Source organism: Sediminimonas sp. (assembly GCF_024637375.1).
In the GTDB taxonomy this organism is placed as follows: Bacteria; Pseudomonadota; Alphaproteobacteria; order Rhodobacterales; family Rhodobacteraceae; genus Sediminimonas.
Map to the genome: position 1 here is coordinate 1 of NZ_JAGXFK010000028.1, position 14,719 is coordinate 14,719.

Below are 14,719 nucleotides of genomic sequence, written 5' to 3' on the forward strand. Positions count from 1 at the left end.
CGCATCCTCGCGGCGGTCCGAGATCAACCAGCCCTGCACGGCGCCCGCGCCGATCCGTTCGGGCAGCACCGCCGTCCAGCCGCCGTCGGGGGCGAACCCCATCGCGGCGTAATAGGGCTGCACGAAGGTATCGGGTGCCACCACGCCGGTATCGGCGGCGAAAAGCAGCCCCGCGCCGCCGCCCGTCACCGCGCCGCGCGCCGCCGCGACCACCGGGCAGGGCAGCGACAGAAGCCGCATGACGACATCCTGCAATACCGGCACGACCGCGTCGGAATAGGCCTGCGCCCGATCCTCGGCCGCTGCCTGCGCAAATCGCGCGACATCACCGCCGCTGGTGAAATGACGCCCGCCGGCCAGCAGCACGAAACCCGGCGCGCGTGCCTCGGCGTTGTGCAGCGCGTCGCCCAGTGCGTCCAGCAGCCCCGGTTCCAGCGCATTGGCGCGCGGGGCCTGCATGCGGACGACAAGCCCCGCGCCGCCGGCGCAGTCATCGACCACCACCGGCGATGTCATGGCGCGATACCGTCGCGGATCATGGCGAAGCCTTCGGTCACGACGCGGTCGATATCGGGGGCGTCGTCCCAGATGACAAACCGCTCGCCCAGGGTCTTGGCGATGCCCATCAATGCCCAGGCGCGCACCTCGGCGTCGCCGGGCGACACTTCGCCGGCGCGTTCGGCCTCGATTAGCTGCGCCTCGTAGGCGCGCGCGAAGCCCGCGAAGTATTGCCGGTATGCTTCGGGGTCGACGAAGCGCGCCTCCTCCACGATGCGGTAGAGCGACGGGCGCGCCGCGACGAAGCGCAGGAATGCCTCAAGCCCCGCGCGCTCGGCGTCCAGCCGGTCGCCGGCCCTTTGCACGGCCTCGGTGATGCCGGCGCGCGTCAGTTTGCCCATTTCCATGACCAGTTCGCGAAACACCTCTTCCTTGCCGGGGAAGTAGATGTAGAACGTGCCAAGGGCGGTGTCGGCGCGGCGGGTGATCTCGGCGATCGAGGCGGCCGCGTAGCCTTGCGTGCCGAACACCTCTTCGGCGGCACGCAGGATCGCCTCGCGCCGGGCAAGGCCGCGTTTGGTCTTGGGTCTGGCGAACTTGCTCATAATGACATGAATAATGATTCATGTTTCATTTGCAAGGGCGTTCTTGCGACCCGTCCTGCCGCAGCTCGGCGCAGGGCGCCGCCGACTGCTTTTTGGGGGCATTTTCCAACCTTGTCAGGTTATTGTGGACGCCGCATACTTTCCGCTGACCTTGCAATCGAACGAGATAATACCAACCTGTGTCGGTGGACACACCATTTTTGGAAAGGATTCAGCAAATGACCGATAAAGAACAGTACATCGAGAAAGCCAAGGCGAAGATCGACCAGTGGAACGCCGAGATCGAGAAGATGAAGGCCAAGATCGACGAGGCCGGGGCCGACGCAAAGATCGAGCAGCAAAAACAGCTCGACGAAATGCGCGTCAAGCGCGACGAGGCCGAGGAAAAGCTCAAAGAGATGCGCGCCGCCAGCGACGATGCCTGGGCCGACATGAAGTCCGGTTTCGACAAGGCGTGGGACAACATCTCGGGCGCCTTTCAGAACGCCATGTCGCGTTTCAAGTGAGGAGGGTTAGCCAATGAATTTGCTTGAGCACCTTCGTGGTATCGCCGTTGCGACCGCGCTGGCAGGTATCGCCTTGCCTGTCGCTGCGCAGGATACCAGCCCACTTACAACGACCGGCAAGGTGCGCGCCGAGGTGTCAGAGGCGATGGAGGCCATCGCCGACTACTCGGCGCAGGAGCGCGACCAGGCCCTCACACAGGCACGCGAGGCCCTTGACCGGCTTGATGCCGTGATCGAGCGGCGCGAGCAGGCCCTGCGCGAGAACTGGGCCGGGATGTCGGAGGCCGCGCGCGAAACCGCCCGTGCCCGCCTGCGCGACCTTCGTGAGGCCCGCAACACGCTGGGCGAACGCTATGGCGCACTGAAGGCGGGCGCTGGCAGCGCCTGGGAAGAGCTTAAATCCGGTTTCTCCGATGCATGGAGCGCCTTCTCGGAAGCATGGAACGCCGCTGGCGATGATGCCTCGGCCGACTGATCGGCCGCTGGCGACTGCCTGCGCCTAGTCCGCGGGCAGTCGTTGCACCCGCATCGCCGACGCCCTTGTCGCGGAAACGATCATGGAAACATCTCTCTGGATCGTCGCCGCGGCGGCGCTGGTGACCGCGATCACGACAGGCGTGGGCGCGCTGCCGTTCCTGTTCGTCAAGAACCTCGGCAAACGCACCATGGGCTGGTCGAATGCTGCCGCATCCGGGCTGATGCTGGCAGCCAGCCACAGCCTGATCGCCGAGGGTGCGTCGCTTGACATCGTCCTGACACTGGCAGGCGTGGTGGCAGGCCTTGGGGCGATTGTCGTCGCCGACAGGCTGCTGGCGGGCGCCGGCGAGGTGGAGGTTGCCGACCTCGAAGGCGCGAGCGCGACCAAGGCGCTTCTGATCCTGGGAATCATGACGGCGCATTCGTTCGCTGAAGGGGTCGGTGTGGGCGTGTCTTTCGCCGGGACCGAAGGCCTGGGCACCTTCATCACCACAGCCATCGCCTTTCACAACGTCCCCGAGGGGCTGGCCATCGCGCTGGTGCTGATCCCGAAAGGCTCACCCGTCTGGAAGGTGGCGCTCTGGGCGGTGTTTACCAGCCTGCCGCAGCCGATCATGGCCGTGCCCTCTTACCTGTTTGTCGAGACCTTCCGCCCGTTCCTGCCCGTGGGGCTGGGCCTTGCCGCCGGCGCGATGATCTGGATGGTATTCTCCGAGCTTTTCCCTGCGGCCCTCGAAAATGTCGAAAGCGGCTCAGCCGCGACGGCCGTCACGCTGGCCTTCGCGGCGATGATGGCGTTCCAGATGCTCGTCCTCGCGTACTGAGCGCACAGTATCAAGGCGCCGCCGGCCTCGGTCATTCGCTCGCGACGAAGACTTTGAAGCTGGTGATGATTTCTTCCTTCGGTTCCCCGCAGCCCGACGCACGTCAGACGAGATTGCGCTCAATCGTGACCTCGTGGCGTTCGTCGCGGACCGCGCTGTCGTTGGCAAAGGCTTGCAGCCGTGCCGTGATGTGAAAGGCGGTCGGGCTGCTGGTCAGGCGGGTCGTCGTGACCGTGCGCACCGACCACCCCTCGCGGCGCATCTCGTGGGTCCAGGTCACCTCGCCCTCTGCCGACGTCGGATCGTCCGGCAACACGGAATACCGCTCCACCCCTTCGGCGGAGTGGGTGATCTCGTGTTCGGTGATATGCGCGGCGCCTTCGTGGTCGCGTACCTCGATGGTGACGCGGCCGGTGTCGACATCTTCTGACAGCATCCATTCCGATTGCGGGGGCGTCTCGAACTGCTGATCCAGCGGTTGCCCGGCGCGCGGCGTGGCGAAGGCCGGTTCGACCTCGGGCTTTTCGGCGCGCAGGGGCAGTGTGAGCGTCGTCTTGTCCGTGATGACTTCCATCGTCACCGGTTCCGGTGCCGGCCAGGCGAGCGGAAAATAGCAGGTCGAGAGGCCCAACCGGATGCGGTGACCGCTCCGGAAGGTTTGCGCGACATGTTTCATAGGGACATCGACGGTATAGGTCTGCCCGGGCATCAGCGGTTCGGGGTGCTCGTGGCTGTCGCGATGCGTGAGGTTCAGCAGGCCGTAGCTGACCCTTGTCGCCGCCCCATCGGGGGCGACATCCATCAGCCGCACGGCCACCTGCGCGACGGGCCGGTCGACGCTGAAAGTCAGCGTCAGCTTGGCGTCGCCTACCATGTGCAGTGGCTCTGACAGCGGTTCGGTCTCGAAGGTCAGGCTCCCGGCGTCGTCGCGCCGCTGGTCGCCGGGCTGATCGCCGGGGTGCGCGTAAGAGCACCACTTGCCGCCGTGCCGCCCGACCCAGAGCGGGGAGGCGATTTCTAGCGCCCCACCCGGCAGGTCGCCCGTGGCCGACAGGCGCCCGTCGGCGCCAAGCGCAAAGGCGGTCGGGGTGACGTTCGGCGAAGGCCACGCAGGTTCGGTGATCCAGTGCCCGTCGCGGCGATCATAATGCGTCTGCGGGTGGGCGTGGTCTTGCAGGAACAGTCGCAGCGGCGGCTCGTCCATTATGCCGGTGTCCTCGTTCTTGAGCCATTGATCCCACCAGCGGGTTTCCTCGTTCAGCCAGTCGATGGCCGGGCCGGGTTCGCCGACATGCGGATACTTGTGCGCCCATGGCCCGACGATCCCTTTGGCCGGGCCGGGCAGGTTCTCGACCAACCGGAACACGCTGCGGCAATAGCCATCGGCCCATCCGCTCACCGCGTAGACGGGGATGGTGATGTCGGAATAGTCCTCGCAGACCGAGCCGTGTTTCCAGAAATCATCGCGGGTCTGATGCTCCAGCCAATTCTTGAGCCACAGGCCCGACCCGTCGAGCCGCGCCTCCCACATCTCGCGCCAGCGCTCGCCGACATGCACCGGGTCGGGCGGCAGGGTGTTGATGCCGAACATCACCGACGCCCACGAGAGTTGCTCCCCAAGCAGCGTGCCGCCCATGTAATGCACGTCATCGGCATAGCGGTCGTCGGTGGAACAGATCGACACCACGGCCTTGAGCGCAGGCGGTTGCAGCGCGGCCAGTTGCAGCCCGTTGAACCCGCCCCAGGAAATGCCGACGATCCCGACGCCGCCATCGCACCATGCCTGTTCGGCGATCCAGGCAATGAGGTCGCAGCCGTCCTGCAACTCGATCTCGGTGTATTCATCCGTCATCACGCCATCGGATTCGCCGGTGCCGCGCAGATCGACGCGAACGTAGGCGTAGCCTTGCGCGGCAAGCCACGGGGCGCGGGCGTGGTCGCGCTCAAGCGTCTTGTCGTTCTTGCGGTAGGGGATGTATTCAAGGATCGCCGGAACCGGCTGCGCCTTGGCGTTCTCGGGCATCCAGATGCGCGCGGCCAGGTGCGTGCCATCGGGCATCGGGATTTCAAGATGCTCGATTTCGCGTACGGACGCGGGCAGCGGATGGTCGATTCGCATGGACTTGTTCCGAAATTGGGGCGGGGGAGGGTACGCTGGAGCTATCGCGCCGATACGCCGCGATGTCCAGCGCCCCGGCACCGTTATTCCACGATGTCGGTGAATTCGTAGTTCAGCCGCTTCATGACCTGCTCGTAGTTCCACAACAGCTTGGATTGCTTGCCCGCCCCCATCCAGACTGACGCCACGGCGTAGCTGTAGGCATCCTGTTCGGGCAATTCCGACAGCTTCATACCCCGACTGACGTAAGAGACGATACGGGTGCCGTCGACCTGTTCCGACGCGACCTCGATCTCGGCGCGCGAGGGCGCGCGCGCCACGGTCGCGTCGTTGAAGAACACCCTGTAAAAGAACTCGGCCGCGACGTTTTGCGGCCCTTCGCCTTGCGGCATGTCGGGCTTGCGCCCCAGCCCCAGGTCAACCGTCACCTGCTGATGGCTGACGCCGTCGACCATCTCGAACAGGTCGCAATGCGACTGCGCGATGCGGGTGTTGATCTCCAGCAGCCAGATCTTGTTTTGCACCTCGTCCCAGTAATACTCGACATTGAACCCGGCATTGTCATAGCCGATATGCTCCATGACCTTGCGGGTGATCTCGTTCATCTGGTCCTGCACGCGCTTCGGCAGGGTCGAGGGGTAGAGATAGTAGAAAAAGCTCAGCACCTGCGGATAGCGGATCGAATCGACGATGCCATAGGGCACCACTTCGCCCTCGTGCACATAGCCCTCGACGGTGCATTGGCGCCCGCCGATCACCTGTTCGGCCATGCAGTAGTGCCCCTCGATGGCCTTGATGTCGTCGGGCAGGTCGGCCTGATCCAGCACGTAGTTGAACGGCTCGGAAATCTGGCCGATCTCCTCGCGGAAGGCGGCAACGGCGTAGTCGAAATCCTCGGGGCTATCGATGCGAAAGCCCAGCCGCGAGCCCGACGACTTGATCGGTTTCACGAAGAACGGAAAGCTCAGATCGGCCTCGCCGATCCGCGACAGCGCGTTGTCGTCGAACGGATCGAAGGCGGTGAATTTCGGCACGTGTTCGGGGATCGCCTCGGCCATCACCTTGCGCGACCAGTACTTGTGCTCGCATTTCAGCAAGGATTCCAGCGAGGCGTTGCGGGTGCCGTATTTCGCGCACAAGAGCGGCAGCATGGTGGACACCGGAAAGTCGATATAGCCCACGATCGCGTCGATCGAGCCTTGATGCGCGTCGAGCGTCGCCTCGGCCTCGGCCAGCATGGCGGGAATGTCGAAATCCTGCGTCTCGGACACCGCCGCAGCAGTCAGCAGCGGGTGAAAGGCCACGTCATCCACGCCTCTGAGCCGCTTGAGCCGCTCCGCGTTCAGATCGTTCATCCCGACGACGAATACGTTCCTTGTCATTCTTGCGGTCCTTTCATGTCAGGGCGCGCGGCAATCGACCACGCGGCGTGCCTCGCCACGCGGCCTCATCGCGCTCACGCTTGGGCCAGGTCGGCCTGAACCGGGAAACTGCGTCCCTTCAGCCGCTCGGTGGTGCCGGCGATGTCATCGACCAGCAGCAGCAGGAAATCCCCGGGTTGTGCATCCGCGATGGCGCGGCGCACGGCCTCGTGCTCGTCCATGATGACATGCACTGCACAGTCCGATCCGGCGCTGGTGGCACCCTCGCGGATGAGCGCGGCGGTTTCGCCCTCGGCTCGCCCGCGCGCGTCGGTTTCGTAGATATAGAGGATGTCGCACATCTTGGCGAGTTGTGCACCGAGCGCGGCAAGATCCTCGTCGCGGCGGTTGCCCGGCGCTGTCGAGACGCCGATCTTGCGTTGCTGGCCCAGCCCGGCGACCAGCGGTTCCAGCGCCTTGAGAGCGGGCACGTTATGCCCGTAGTCGATCAGGCACTTGACGCCGTCGGCCTCGAAATAGTTGGTCCGGCCCGGCATCTGCGCAGGTGTCGGATGGAAGGTCAGCAACCCGGCGCGGATATCCTCGATATCGAGGCCATGGGCAAGCGCGACCGCCGTGGCGGCCATCGCGTTCTGCACGTTGAAGGGCGCGTGCCCCTCAAAGGCGATCGGGACGTCGTTGACGTCCACCACATCCACCACGACCTTGCCGCGCATCACGACGATGCGCCCGTGTTTGACGGTGACAACCATGCGCATCTCGCTCAGGTGTTCTTGCAGCGCGGGGTTTTCCGGGTCCATGGTGAAATATATGATCTTGCCGCGCGCCCAATAGGTGCCATGCTCCATCACCAGCGGGTCATCGGCGTTGAGCACGCAATGGCCACCCTCGCGCTTGACGGCGTCCACCACAACGGTCTTGCAACGCGCCAGCTCGTCCAGCGTGTGGATGTCGCGTTCGCCCAGGTGGTCCGAGGCGATATTGAGAAGCACGCCGACATCGCATTCGTCAAACCCCAGGCCACGGCGCATGATGCCGCCGCGTGCAACCTCCAGCACCGCATGTTCCACCGTGGGTTCGCGCAGCACCGCCTGCGCCGCCGCGGGGCCGGAATAGTCGCCGCGCAAAATTACGTGGTTGTCGATCTCGACGGTGCCGGTGCAGCCCATGCCGACGGAATGCCCCGACTGGCGCAGGATATGCGTGGTCAGGCGCGTCGTGGTGGTCTTGCCGTTGGTGCCGGTGATCACGGTGATCGGAATGCGGCCGTTGTCGGTCGGGTCCGGGAACAGCATATCGACCACATGTTCGCCCACGGGCCGCGGGGTGCCGTGGGTGGGCGCCATGTGCATTCGGAATCCGGGGCCGGCATTCACCTCGACCACGCCCGCCGATTGTTGTTCAAGCGGTTGGGTCAGGTTTTCCGCCAGCAGGTCAATACCGATCACGTCAAGCCCGATCAGGCGGGCGATCCGCTCCATCTCGAACTTGATGTCGGGATGCACCTCGTCGGTGAGGTCTGTCGCCGTTCCGCCCGTCGAGATGTTGGCGGTGGACTTGAGAAACACCATTTCGCCCTCGGGCGGCACGCTGTCGGGCGTCAGGCCCGCCTGTTCCAGCATCCGGCGGGTTTGCTCGTCCACATGTATCTGCGTGAGCAGGTTCTCGTGGCCGACGCCGCGCCGGGGGTCTTCGTTGGCCTTGTCGATCAATGCCCCGATCGTCGACTTCCCGTCGCCGGTTACATGCGCGGGCCTGCGCCGGGCGGCGGCGACCAGCTTGCCGCCGATCACCAGCATCCGGTGGTCCTCGCCCTTGATATAGCTTTCGACGATCACCGCGGTTGTGCCGCCCCGCACCCGCGCCAGCGCCGCCTCGTAGCCCGATTCCAGGTCTTCGACACTGGTGATGTTGGTGGTCACGCCGCGCCCGTGATTGCCCGCCAGCGGCTTGGTCACCACCGGCCAGCCGATCCATTCGGCGGCCTCTTTCACCTCGTCCCACGAATAGCAGGTGTAGCCCTTGGGCACCGCGATGCCGGCGTCGGCAAGTATCTGCTTGGTCCAGTCCTTGTCGTCGGCGATCGAGTGCCCGATGATGCCCGATCCGTCTGTCACCGTGGCCTGAAAGCGGCGCTGCTTCACCCCGTGGCCCAACTGGGTATAGCTGGTGCCTTCCGTCAGGTTGTAGTGCGGGATGTTGCGCGCTTTGGCGGCGCCCACGATGGCCCCGGTCGAGGGCCCGAGCGCATTGGCATCGCGCACCGCCTTGAGGTGGTCGATGACCGGGCCGAGGTCGACATGGCCACCGTCATAAAGTGTGCGCACGACATCGACGGCCGCCTCGCCCGCCGCAAGGCCGGTGGCCTCGTCGCGATAGCGGTAAACCACGTTGTATATGCCGGCCTCGTAGCTGTCGACGGTCTTGCCGTAGCCCACCGAAAGTCCGACCAGGTTCTGCAGCTCGATCGCCACATGCTCGACCATGTGGCCGGCATAGGTGCCATTGCGCACCCGTTGCAGGAACCCGCCGGGTTCCCCGACCGAGCAGCGATGATGGTGGATGGTGGGGATGATCGCTTCGAGCTTTTCGGCGATCCCCGGGACCTTGTCGCTCGGCCGGTCTTCGAGATCCTCGATATCGAGCCGCATGAAGATGGCTTGATAGCGGCTGTAATAATTCGGCCCGCGCAGTGCGCGGTGCTCAAGTATACGCATTCCTTTGCTCCAGGCCCTTGGTCCCGAGCTCGTCCGCACTCAGGACTCGCCGGTCCGACATGCTGTATGCGTTGCCATCGACCAGCGCATGCATTTTGACGTTGTGGACGCTTACCGCCTCACCGTCAGCGAGTTCGAATACATTGGAACCGGTAATTTCGGAACTGTCAACGAGGATCACGTGACCGGGCCCGAAGGCATGGATCGTGTCGTTCTCGAACAGAACCGCAGCATCTTCGCCAAGGCCGACACCCAGATACTCGGGATTCGTCGCGCCCACCTCCATCAGGCGCGAAAACCGCCCGCGTTCAAGGAAATGCGTGTCGATGATCACCCCGTCGATCAACCCGAAGCCCGCCGTCATCCTGACCGCGCCCTTGCGCAGCGCGTCGACCGCCTGACCGCCATAGACCATCGTCGTCGACTGACAGGCCGCCCCAGCGCTCGTTCCGGCGACGACCGCGCCGTCCTCGTACCGCTTGCGGATCGCGGCAAGCGCCTCTGATCCGCCGAAAATGCTGGTCAGGCGCATCTGGTCCCCGCCCGAGATGAAGATGACATCGCTTTGCGATATCATCTCAAGCATGGCCGTGTCCGCGGCATCCGCTCGTTCGCGAATCCGGATATCCATGACCTTGCCGGCGCCCAGTTTCTCGAACACCTCGCGATATTGCTCGAACACCTCATCGGGGATGCTGCTGGCGGTGGTGATCACGCCGACGCGCGGCTGAGGTGCTTGCGCGAATTTCAGAACCCGGCGCAGGATTCCGGTTTCCGACGCCTTGTCTTCGGCGCCGCCGATGGCAACCAGTTTGCCGTTTGACACGGGTTTGATGGGCATGTTCATGAAATGATCTCCGGACGCGGTAGGCTACATCTATATATTGTGGAAATTATCACGCCACAAACAAGATTGTTAGCGGAACCTTTTCGACAATCCCCCGGTGGCGTCGCAACGTCACATCCGTCACCTTTTGCGTATGATGTCGCGCCGGGTCATGATTCGTCCGGTAATGGCAGCCACGGGCCGCATGCCCGACAGAAACGACAGGGGACATTTCATGGAACAGGGGTTCGTCCTTGCAATTCACGGCGGGGCAGGGGTCATGCCACGCGCCGACATGACGCCAGAGCGTGCGGAGGCCTGTCACGCGGCCCTGGCACGGGTGCTGCGCGCCGGCGAGGACGTGCTCGCCGCGGGCGGCGTCGCGCTCGACGCGGTGACCGCCGCCGTGACCGCGCTCGAGGACGAGCCGCTGTTCAACGCCGGACGCGGGGCGGTGTTCACCCGCGGCGGCACGCAAGAGATGGATGCCGCCATCATGGACGGGCGGGACCGCCGGGCCGGCGCCGTGGCGGGAATCGCGGGGGTGCGCAACCCGGTGCACCTGGCGCGCGCGGTGATGGACCACACGAGCCATGTCATGATGATCGGCGAAGGCGCCCTGGCCGTCGCGCGCGATGCGAACCTCACCTTCGAGGACGACGCCTATTTCTTTACGCAGGAACGCTGGGACAGCCTGCGCGAGACCCTGCGCATGCAGGCCGAGGGCACGCTCGACGACGACCCGTCGCGCCGTCACGGCACCGTGGGCGCGGTGGCGCGCGACCGCGCGGGCAACCTGGCCGCAGCCACCTCGACCGGCGGCATGACCGCCAAGCGCGCGGGCCGGGTGGGCGACAGCCCCCTGATCGGTGCGGGCACATTCGCCGATAGCGCCACCTGCGCGGTGTCGGCCACCGGCGACGGCGAGGCATTCATCCGCCTGTCGGTCGCCCACGAGATCGACGCGCGCATCCGGCTGGCCGGCACCCCGATGGAACAAGCGGCCCGGCAGGTGGTCATGTCCGGCCTCGCTGCCATCGGCGGCTCGGGCGGCCTGATCGCGGTGGCCGCAGACGGAAGCCTTGCACTGCCCTTCAATTGCGAGGGCATGTACCGCGGCTGGAGCATCGAAGGAGAGAGCGCGCAAACAGCGATCTACTAGGGTTTGTTGACGCCCATCTCGCGTGAAAAGGGGGCACGGCGCCGAATGAAGGCGCAACGCGGCCGGCGCGTGCACGCCGTGTTCAGCCGCAACCCGTCTTTGGCTGGCAACGCAGCCCCGAGGGTGCTGCAAGCCGTAAGCGTCAGTCCGATCCGGGTGCCCGCTGCTGCGCCAGGGTCGCGGCTTCGTCCATGAGGCGAACAACCTCTTCATCCGGTGTTTGGTCGAAAACATCGTAGTGCGCGCCAATCGCATAAAGCATTGGGGGCCTGAGCAGGCAGACGACCTCGTCGACATCCGCGCTCAGGGCGTCAAGCGTATCGGGCGCCGCGACGGGGACGGCCAGAACAACTTTCGCGGGTCCGCGCTGGCGCACGGCCCGCAGCGACGCGCGCATCGTTGCCCCGGTGGCGATGCCGTCATCGACGACAATCGCGGTCCTGCCTTCGAGGGGCAGCGAGGAACGATCCCCGAGATATTTCACGCGTCTGCGCCTGATCTCCTCCAGTTGCGTCTGCGCCAGGTGCTCGATATCGGCGCGTGACAACGCCGCGTGTGCGGCGATGCTCTCGTTGACAACGATCTGCGGATCATCGCCGTTCACCACTGCCGCTGCCGCCAGTTCCGGCTGCGCCGGCACGCCGATCTTGCGAACCATGATCAGGTCCATCGGCGCATGAAGTTCGCGTGCGACCTCAATGCCAACCGGAACGCCGCCGCGCGGCAGGGCCAGGATCACGGGGTCGCTGTAATTGCGGTCAACCAGTACCCGGGCAAGGGCCTTTCCGGCTTCTGTTCGGTTGTGAAAATTGCTCATGTTTCGGCCTCCCTCGCACCGGCGAGATACGTCTGGAACCAGTTTGCGGCCAGCTCGACCACCTGTTCCAGGGCGCCCGGCTCGCCGAAAAGGTGCGTGGCCCCGGGGACGATTGCGAGCTCTTTTCGGCAGGTCAGAAGTTTCGCCGCTGCTTCGTTGAGTTCGACGACATCGTGATCCGCCCCGCCAACGATCAGAAGCACGGGGGCTTTTACCTGCGGCAGCGCGTCGCCGGCCATGTCGGCGCGTCCCCCGCGCGAGACCACCGCCCTGATGTCGTCCGGCATCTCGGCGGCTGCCACAAGAGCGGCCGCCGCGCCCGTGCTTGCCCCGAAAAGCCCGATCGGAAGCGCGGGGATATCGCTGCTCGATCGTAGCCAGTCGATGGCTTCCACCATGCGGGTGCTCAGAAGCGGAATGTCGAATACATTCGCCCGATCCGTTTCCTCGTGCTCGGTCAGCAAATCGAAAAGAAGCGTGGCGATGCCGCGCTTGCCCAGCTCTTTGGCGACATGGTTGTTGCGCGTGCTCAGGTGGCTGCTGCCGGCGCCATGTGCGAAGATCACCAGCCCCTTCGGGTCGGGCGGAATGCGCAGAACTCCTTCAAGCGCCATCGGCCCGACGGAAACGATGCGTTTTTCTGCCTTGGTATCGGTCATATCCGGGCCCGGCCAGAGTAAGGATACCCGGCACGTCGCCAATGCCGAATCCGCATTCGAGTCTCCGTGATGTCGTGCGCCCGCGCCTTAACATTGGTCAACCGGGGCGATCGGTGCACACCTGCGGGTCTGCGGAGCGCAATCGCCTTGCAAATGGCGGACCCCTGGGCCTGCGCCATCAAATCCCCGGTCGCCTTTGTACCTTCCGAATATTCACGACTCCGCGGTGCGTATATGCTACCGTAGCTTGTGTACGGTTTCGATGTAGGCAGCACCGAAAGCGAGCTGCTTGTCCGCCACCAGGCGATCAGGAGGTGCCAATGTCCAGTTCGGAGGTCGAAACGACACCGCCGGGCATGGTGTCGCGGTCGGAATGCGGCGTACCCTTTTCGGATGCGTCTGTGCATCTGCGCCGGGTTCTGAAAGCGCACATGCACGGTTATCGCGCCGAGACCATCCTCAAGTTCGAGGGCGAAGACAGCGCTGCCGTCTACTGCGTTCAGACCGGGTGGCTCGCCGTCTCGAAATCCATGGCAAATGGCGCGCGCCAGATCATCGACGTCATCCTGCCCGGTGAGATCATAGACCCGTATTCAGCGAACGGTCACACCAGTTCGGTCCAGATCGAGGCGCTCTCGTATACGACGATCGCGGTCGTGCCGCGCGCGGTGTGGTCAAGGCTCGAAGACTCGGACCCCGAACTCAGGCACACCGAAACCACCACGATCGCCGCCTCGCTTTCGCGGATGTCCGAACGGATGCTGCGCCTCGGCAAGGGAACCGCCGAATCGCGGATTGCCTATGCGATGATCGAACTCTGCATGCGTCTGGGCGCGATCGGAGAGTGCAACAACGGCGCCTTTCACCTGCCGCTGACGCAGCAGGGTCTTGGCGATTTCGTCGGCCTGTCCGCAGTACATGTCTGCAGGACGCTACGGCGCCTGAGCCGCAGCGGAATAATATCGACCGAAGATCACATGGATGTCGTGATCCACGACCTCGACGCGCTGGCCGACGTTGCAGGCGTCGATCCCGAAAGGCTGCGCGGGGAAATCATCGTCACCCGATGATGTCCGGGCGAGTCGGCGCCATGGTGCCGTGCCCGGGCTATCGCCTTTCGGAAACTTCGCCCAGCACCTGTCCGGCAAGCTCCTCGGACGCATTCTCGGCGATGTCGCCGACCGAGAGAACCCCGACAAGATCACCTGACCGATCGCGCACCAAAAGACGCCTGATCTGAAGATCGCCCATGAGTGCGGCCGCCGCCGCGACATCCTGGTCGGCAAAGCAAAATGAGAGCCTGGGTGACATCGCCGCGCTTGCAGGCCTCTCCGCGACCGCGCCGGTGCCCGAGAGGACGCGCGTGACGATATCCCGGTCCGTGACGATGCCCACGGGCTTACGCCCGTCCAGTACGGCAAGCGCGCCCACGCCATACCGCTGCATTTTCCCGGCGGCGTCGCGAACGGTCGTACTGGGCGACACCGAGATGACGATAGGAGACATGAGTTCACTGACCCGCATATGCTGCATACCTCCTGGTATCAGACGCCGACGCGCCAACCCGCTGCGTCAATCGCCTTGCCCGCACGGGATACGGGCACCACCCCGAGCATCATGTCACATCCGGCACGCAGGATGCCTTAACAGCCGTCAATGCCGGAGACGGCGAAAGCGACGTCTCAGTTCGGCGGGAATCTTCGGGGGAGGCTGGTTCGCGGGAGGACGGTGAAGCGCACCCGGACGGTTTCGGTCGACGAAGAACATTCCCTTGGTGCGACCTGCTTGCGCACGATGGCCGGGGCGCCCCCTCGCGAATGAACCGGCGCAGGGTGTCGTGCCGGTTCCGTTCGATGCCTGCCCGCCGGTGGGTGGGGCATTAATATAGGTCAATGACTTCCCTGCCTCCAGGTGTATGCTGGACGCTGAAGTGAAGGGGGCCCCATGCCCGAGCGCGATGACCGGATCGGACATATCGTCGCCATCGAAGGCGGCATCGCGGACATGCGGTTCGACGGGCCGCTTCCGTCGATCACCTCGCGGCTGGTGACGCTGAGCGACCCCGAGATCAGCATCGAGGTCGCCGCGCTTCCGGGCGCGGATATCGCGCGTGGTCTCGTCCTCGAC

The 14,719-nt window shown here is 64.8% G+C and carries 14 protein-coding genes and 1 pseudogene; 6 read left to right on the forward strand and 9 right to left on the reverse strand.

All coding sequences use genetic code 11. The annotated features are described in order from the left end of the window. Window positions 1–516, reverse strand: a 516-nt coding sequence (locus tag Q0L89_RS03575) for an enoyl-CoA hydratase/isomerase family protein (protein ID WP_296762611.1), incomplete at its 3' end; no start/stop codon positions are given. Further along, window positions 513–1,103, reverse strand: a complete 591-nt coding sequence (locus tag Q0L89_RS03580) for a TetR/AcrR family transcriptional regulator (protein ID WP_296762612.1) — start codon at window positions 1,101–1,103, stop codon at window positions 513–515. The genes Q0L89_RS03580 and Q0L89_RS03575, both read right to left, overlap by 4 nt. A gap of 218 nt (window positions 1,104–1,321) precedes the next feature. Between Q0L89_RS03580 and Q0L89_RS03585 the strand changes: the two genes are divergently transcribed. The 3 genes from Q0L89_RS03585 (at window position 1,322) to Q0L89_RS03595 (ending at window position 2,910) form a co-directional block, all read left to right on the forward strand. Then, complete coding sequence (locus Q0L89_RS03585) at window positions 1,322–1,609, forward strand: hypothetical protein (RefSeq protein WP_296762614.1); 288 nt, start codon at window positions 1,322–1,324, stop codon at window positions 1,607–1,609. 13 nt (window positions 1,610–1,622) lie between these two features. Then, complete coding sequence (locus Q0L89_RS03590; protein ID WP_296762615.1) at window positions 1,623–2,084, forward strand: hypothetical protein; 462 nt, start codon at window positions 1,623–1,625, stop codon at window positions 2,082–2,084. A gap of 82 nt (window positions 2,085–2,166) precedes the next feature. Next, entirely contained in the window at window positions 2,167–2,910 is a 744-nt protein-coding gene (locus Q0L89_RS03595; protein ID WP_296762616.1) for a ZIP family metal transporter, read from the forward strand. A gap of 103 nt (window positions 2,911–3,013) precedes the next feature. Here the strand turns inward: Q0L89_RS03595 and Q0L89_RS03600 are convergent, their stop codons facing one another. The 4 genes from Q0L89_RS03600 to Q0L89_RS03615 all read right to left on the reverse strand — a co-directional run bounded on the left by Q0L89_RS03600 (window position 3,014) and on the right by Q0L89_RS03615 (window position 9,975). Continuing rightward, window positions 3,014–5,029, reverse strand: coding sequence for a CocE/NonD family hydrolase (locus tag Q0L89_RS03600; RefSeq protein ID WP_296762618.1), 2,016 nt, complete (start codon window positions 5,027–5,029; stop codon window positions 3,014–3,016). 83 nt (window positions 5,030–5,112) lie between these two features. Continuing rightward, window positions 5,113–6,411 carry an ATP-grasp domain-containing protein gene (locus tag Q0L89_RS03605; RefSeq protein WP_296762620.1) on the reverse strand — a complete coding sequence of 433 codons (1,299 nt, stop codon included), beginning with the start codon at window positions 6,409–6,411 and terminating at the stop codon, window positions 5,113–5,115. A gap of 74 nt (window positions 6,412–6,485) precedes the next feature. Next, complete coding sequence (cphA, locus tag Q0L89_RS03610) at window positions 6,486–9,128, reverse strand: cyanophycin synthetase (RefSeq protein ID WP_296762622.1); 2,643 nt, start codon at window positions 9,126–9,128, stop codon at window positions 6,486–6,488. Next, window positions 9,115–9,975 (reverse strand): cyanophycinase, encoded by an 861-nt coding sequence (locus Q0L89_RS03615; protein WP_296762624.1) that lies wholly within the window; start codon window positions 9,973–9,975, stop codon window positions 9,115–9,117. Before Q0L89_RS03615 ends, cphA begins: the two co-directional genes overlap by 14 nt. Window positions 9,976–10,189: 214 nt before the next feature. On the opposite strand from Q0L89_RS03615, the gene Q0L89_RS03620 reads away from it, so the two are divergent. After that, window positions 10,190–11,116: an isoaspartyl peptidase/L-asparaginase family protein gene (locus Q0L89_RS03620; protein ID WP_296762626.1), complete on the forward strand. Its 927-nt coding sequence runs from the start codon at window positions 10,190–10,192 to the stop codon at window positions 11,114–11,116. Window positions 11,117–11,258: 142 nt separating this feature from the next. On the opposite strand, the gene Q0L89_RS03625 is transcribed toward Q0L89_RS03620, so the two are convergent. After that, the gene (locus tag Q0L89_RS03625; protein ID WP_296762628.1) at window positions 11,259–11,933 is read right to left on the reverse strand and encodes a phosphoribosyltransferase; all 675 of its coding nucleotides are present in this window, start codon (window positions 11,931–11,933) and stop codon (window positions 11,259–11,261) included. After that, window positions 11,930–12,592, reverse strand: a complete 663-nt coding sequence (locus tag Q0L89_RS03630; RefSeq protein ID WP_296762629.1) for an alpha/beta family hydrolase — start codon at window positions 12,590–12,592, stop codon at window positions 11,930–11,932. Before Q0L89_RS03630 ends, Q0L89_RS03625 begins: the two co-directional genes overlap by 4 nt. A 320-nt stretch (window positions 12,593–12,912) precedes the next feature. Between Q0L89_RS03630 and Q0L89_RS03635 the strand changes: the two genes are divergently transcribed. Continuing rightward, window positions 12,913–13,662, forward strand: coding sequence for a Crp/Fnr family transcriptional regulator (locus Q0L89_RS03635; RefSeq protein WP_296762630.1), 750 nt, complete (start codon window positions 12,913–12,915; stop codon window positions 13,660–13,662). A 37-nt stretch (window positions 13,663–13,699) separates the two neighbouring features. Here Q0L89_RS03635 and Q0L89_RS03640 read toward each other — a convergent pair whose 3' ends face one another. Further along, complete coding sequence (locus Q0L89_RS03640; RefSeq protein WP_296762632.1) at window positions 13,700–14,116, reverse strand: CBS domain-containing protein; 417 nt, start codon at window positions 14,114–14,116, stop codon at window positions 13,700–13,702. 420 nt (window positions 14,117–14,536) lie between these two features. Between Q0L89_RS03640 and Q0L89_RS03645 the strand changes: the two are divergent. Continuing rightward, window positions 14,537–14,719, forward strand: a pseudogene (locus Q0L89_RS03645) (hypothetical protein); the annotation flags it as partial.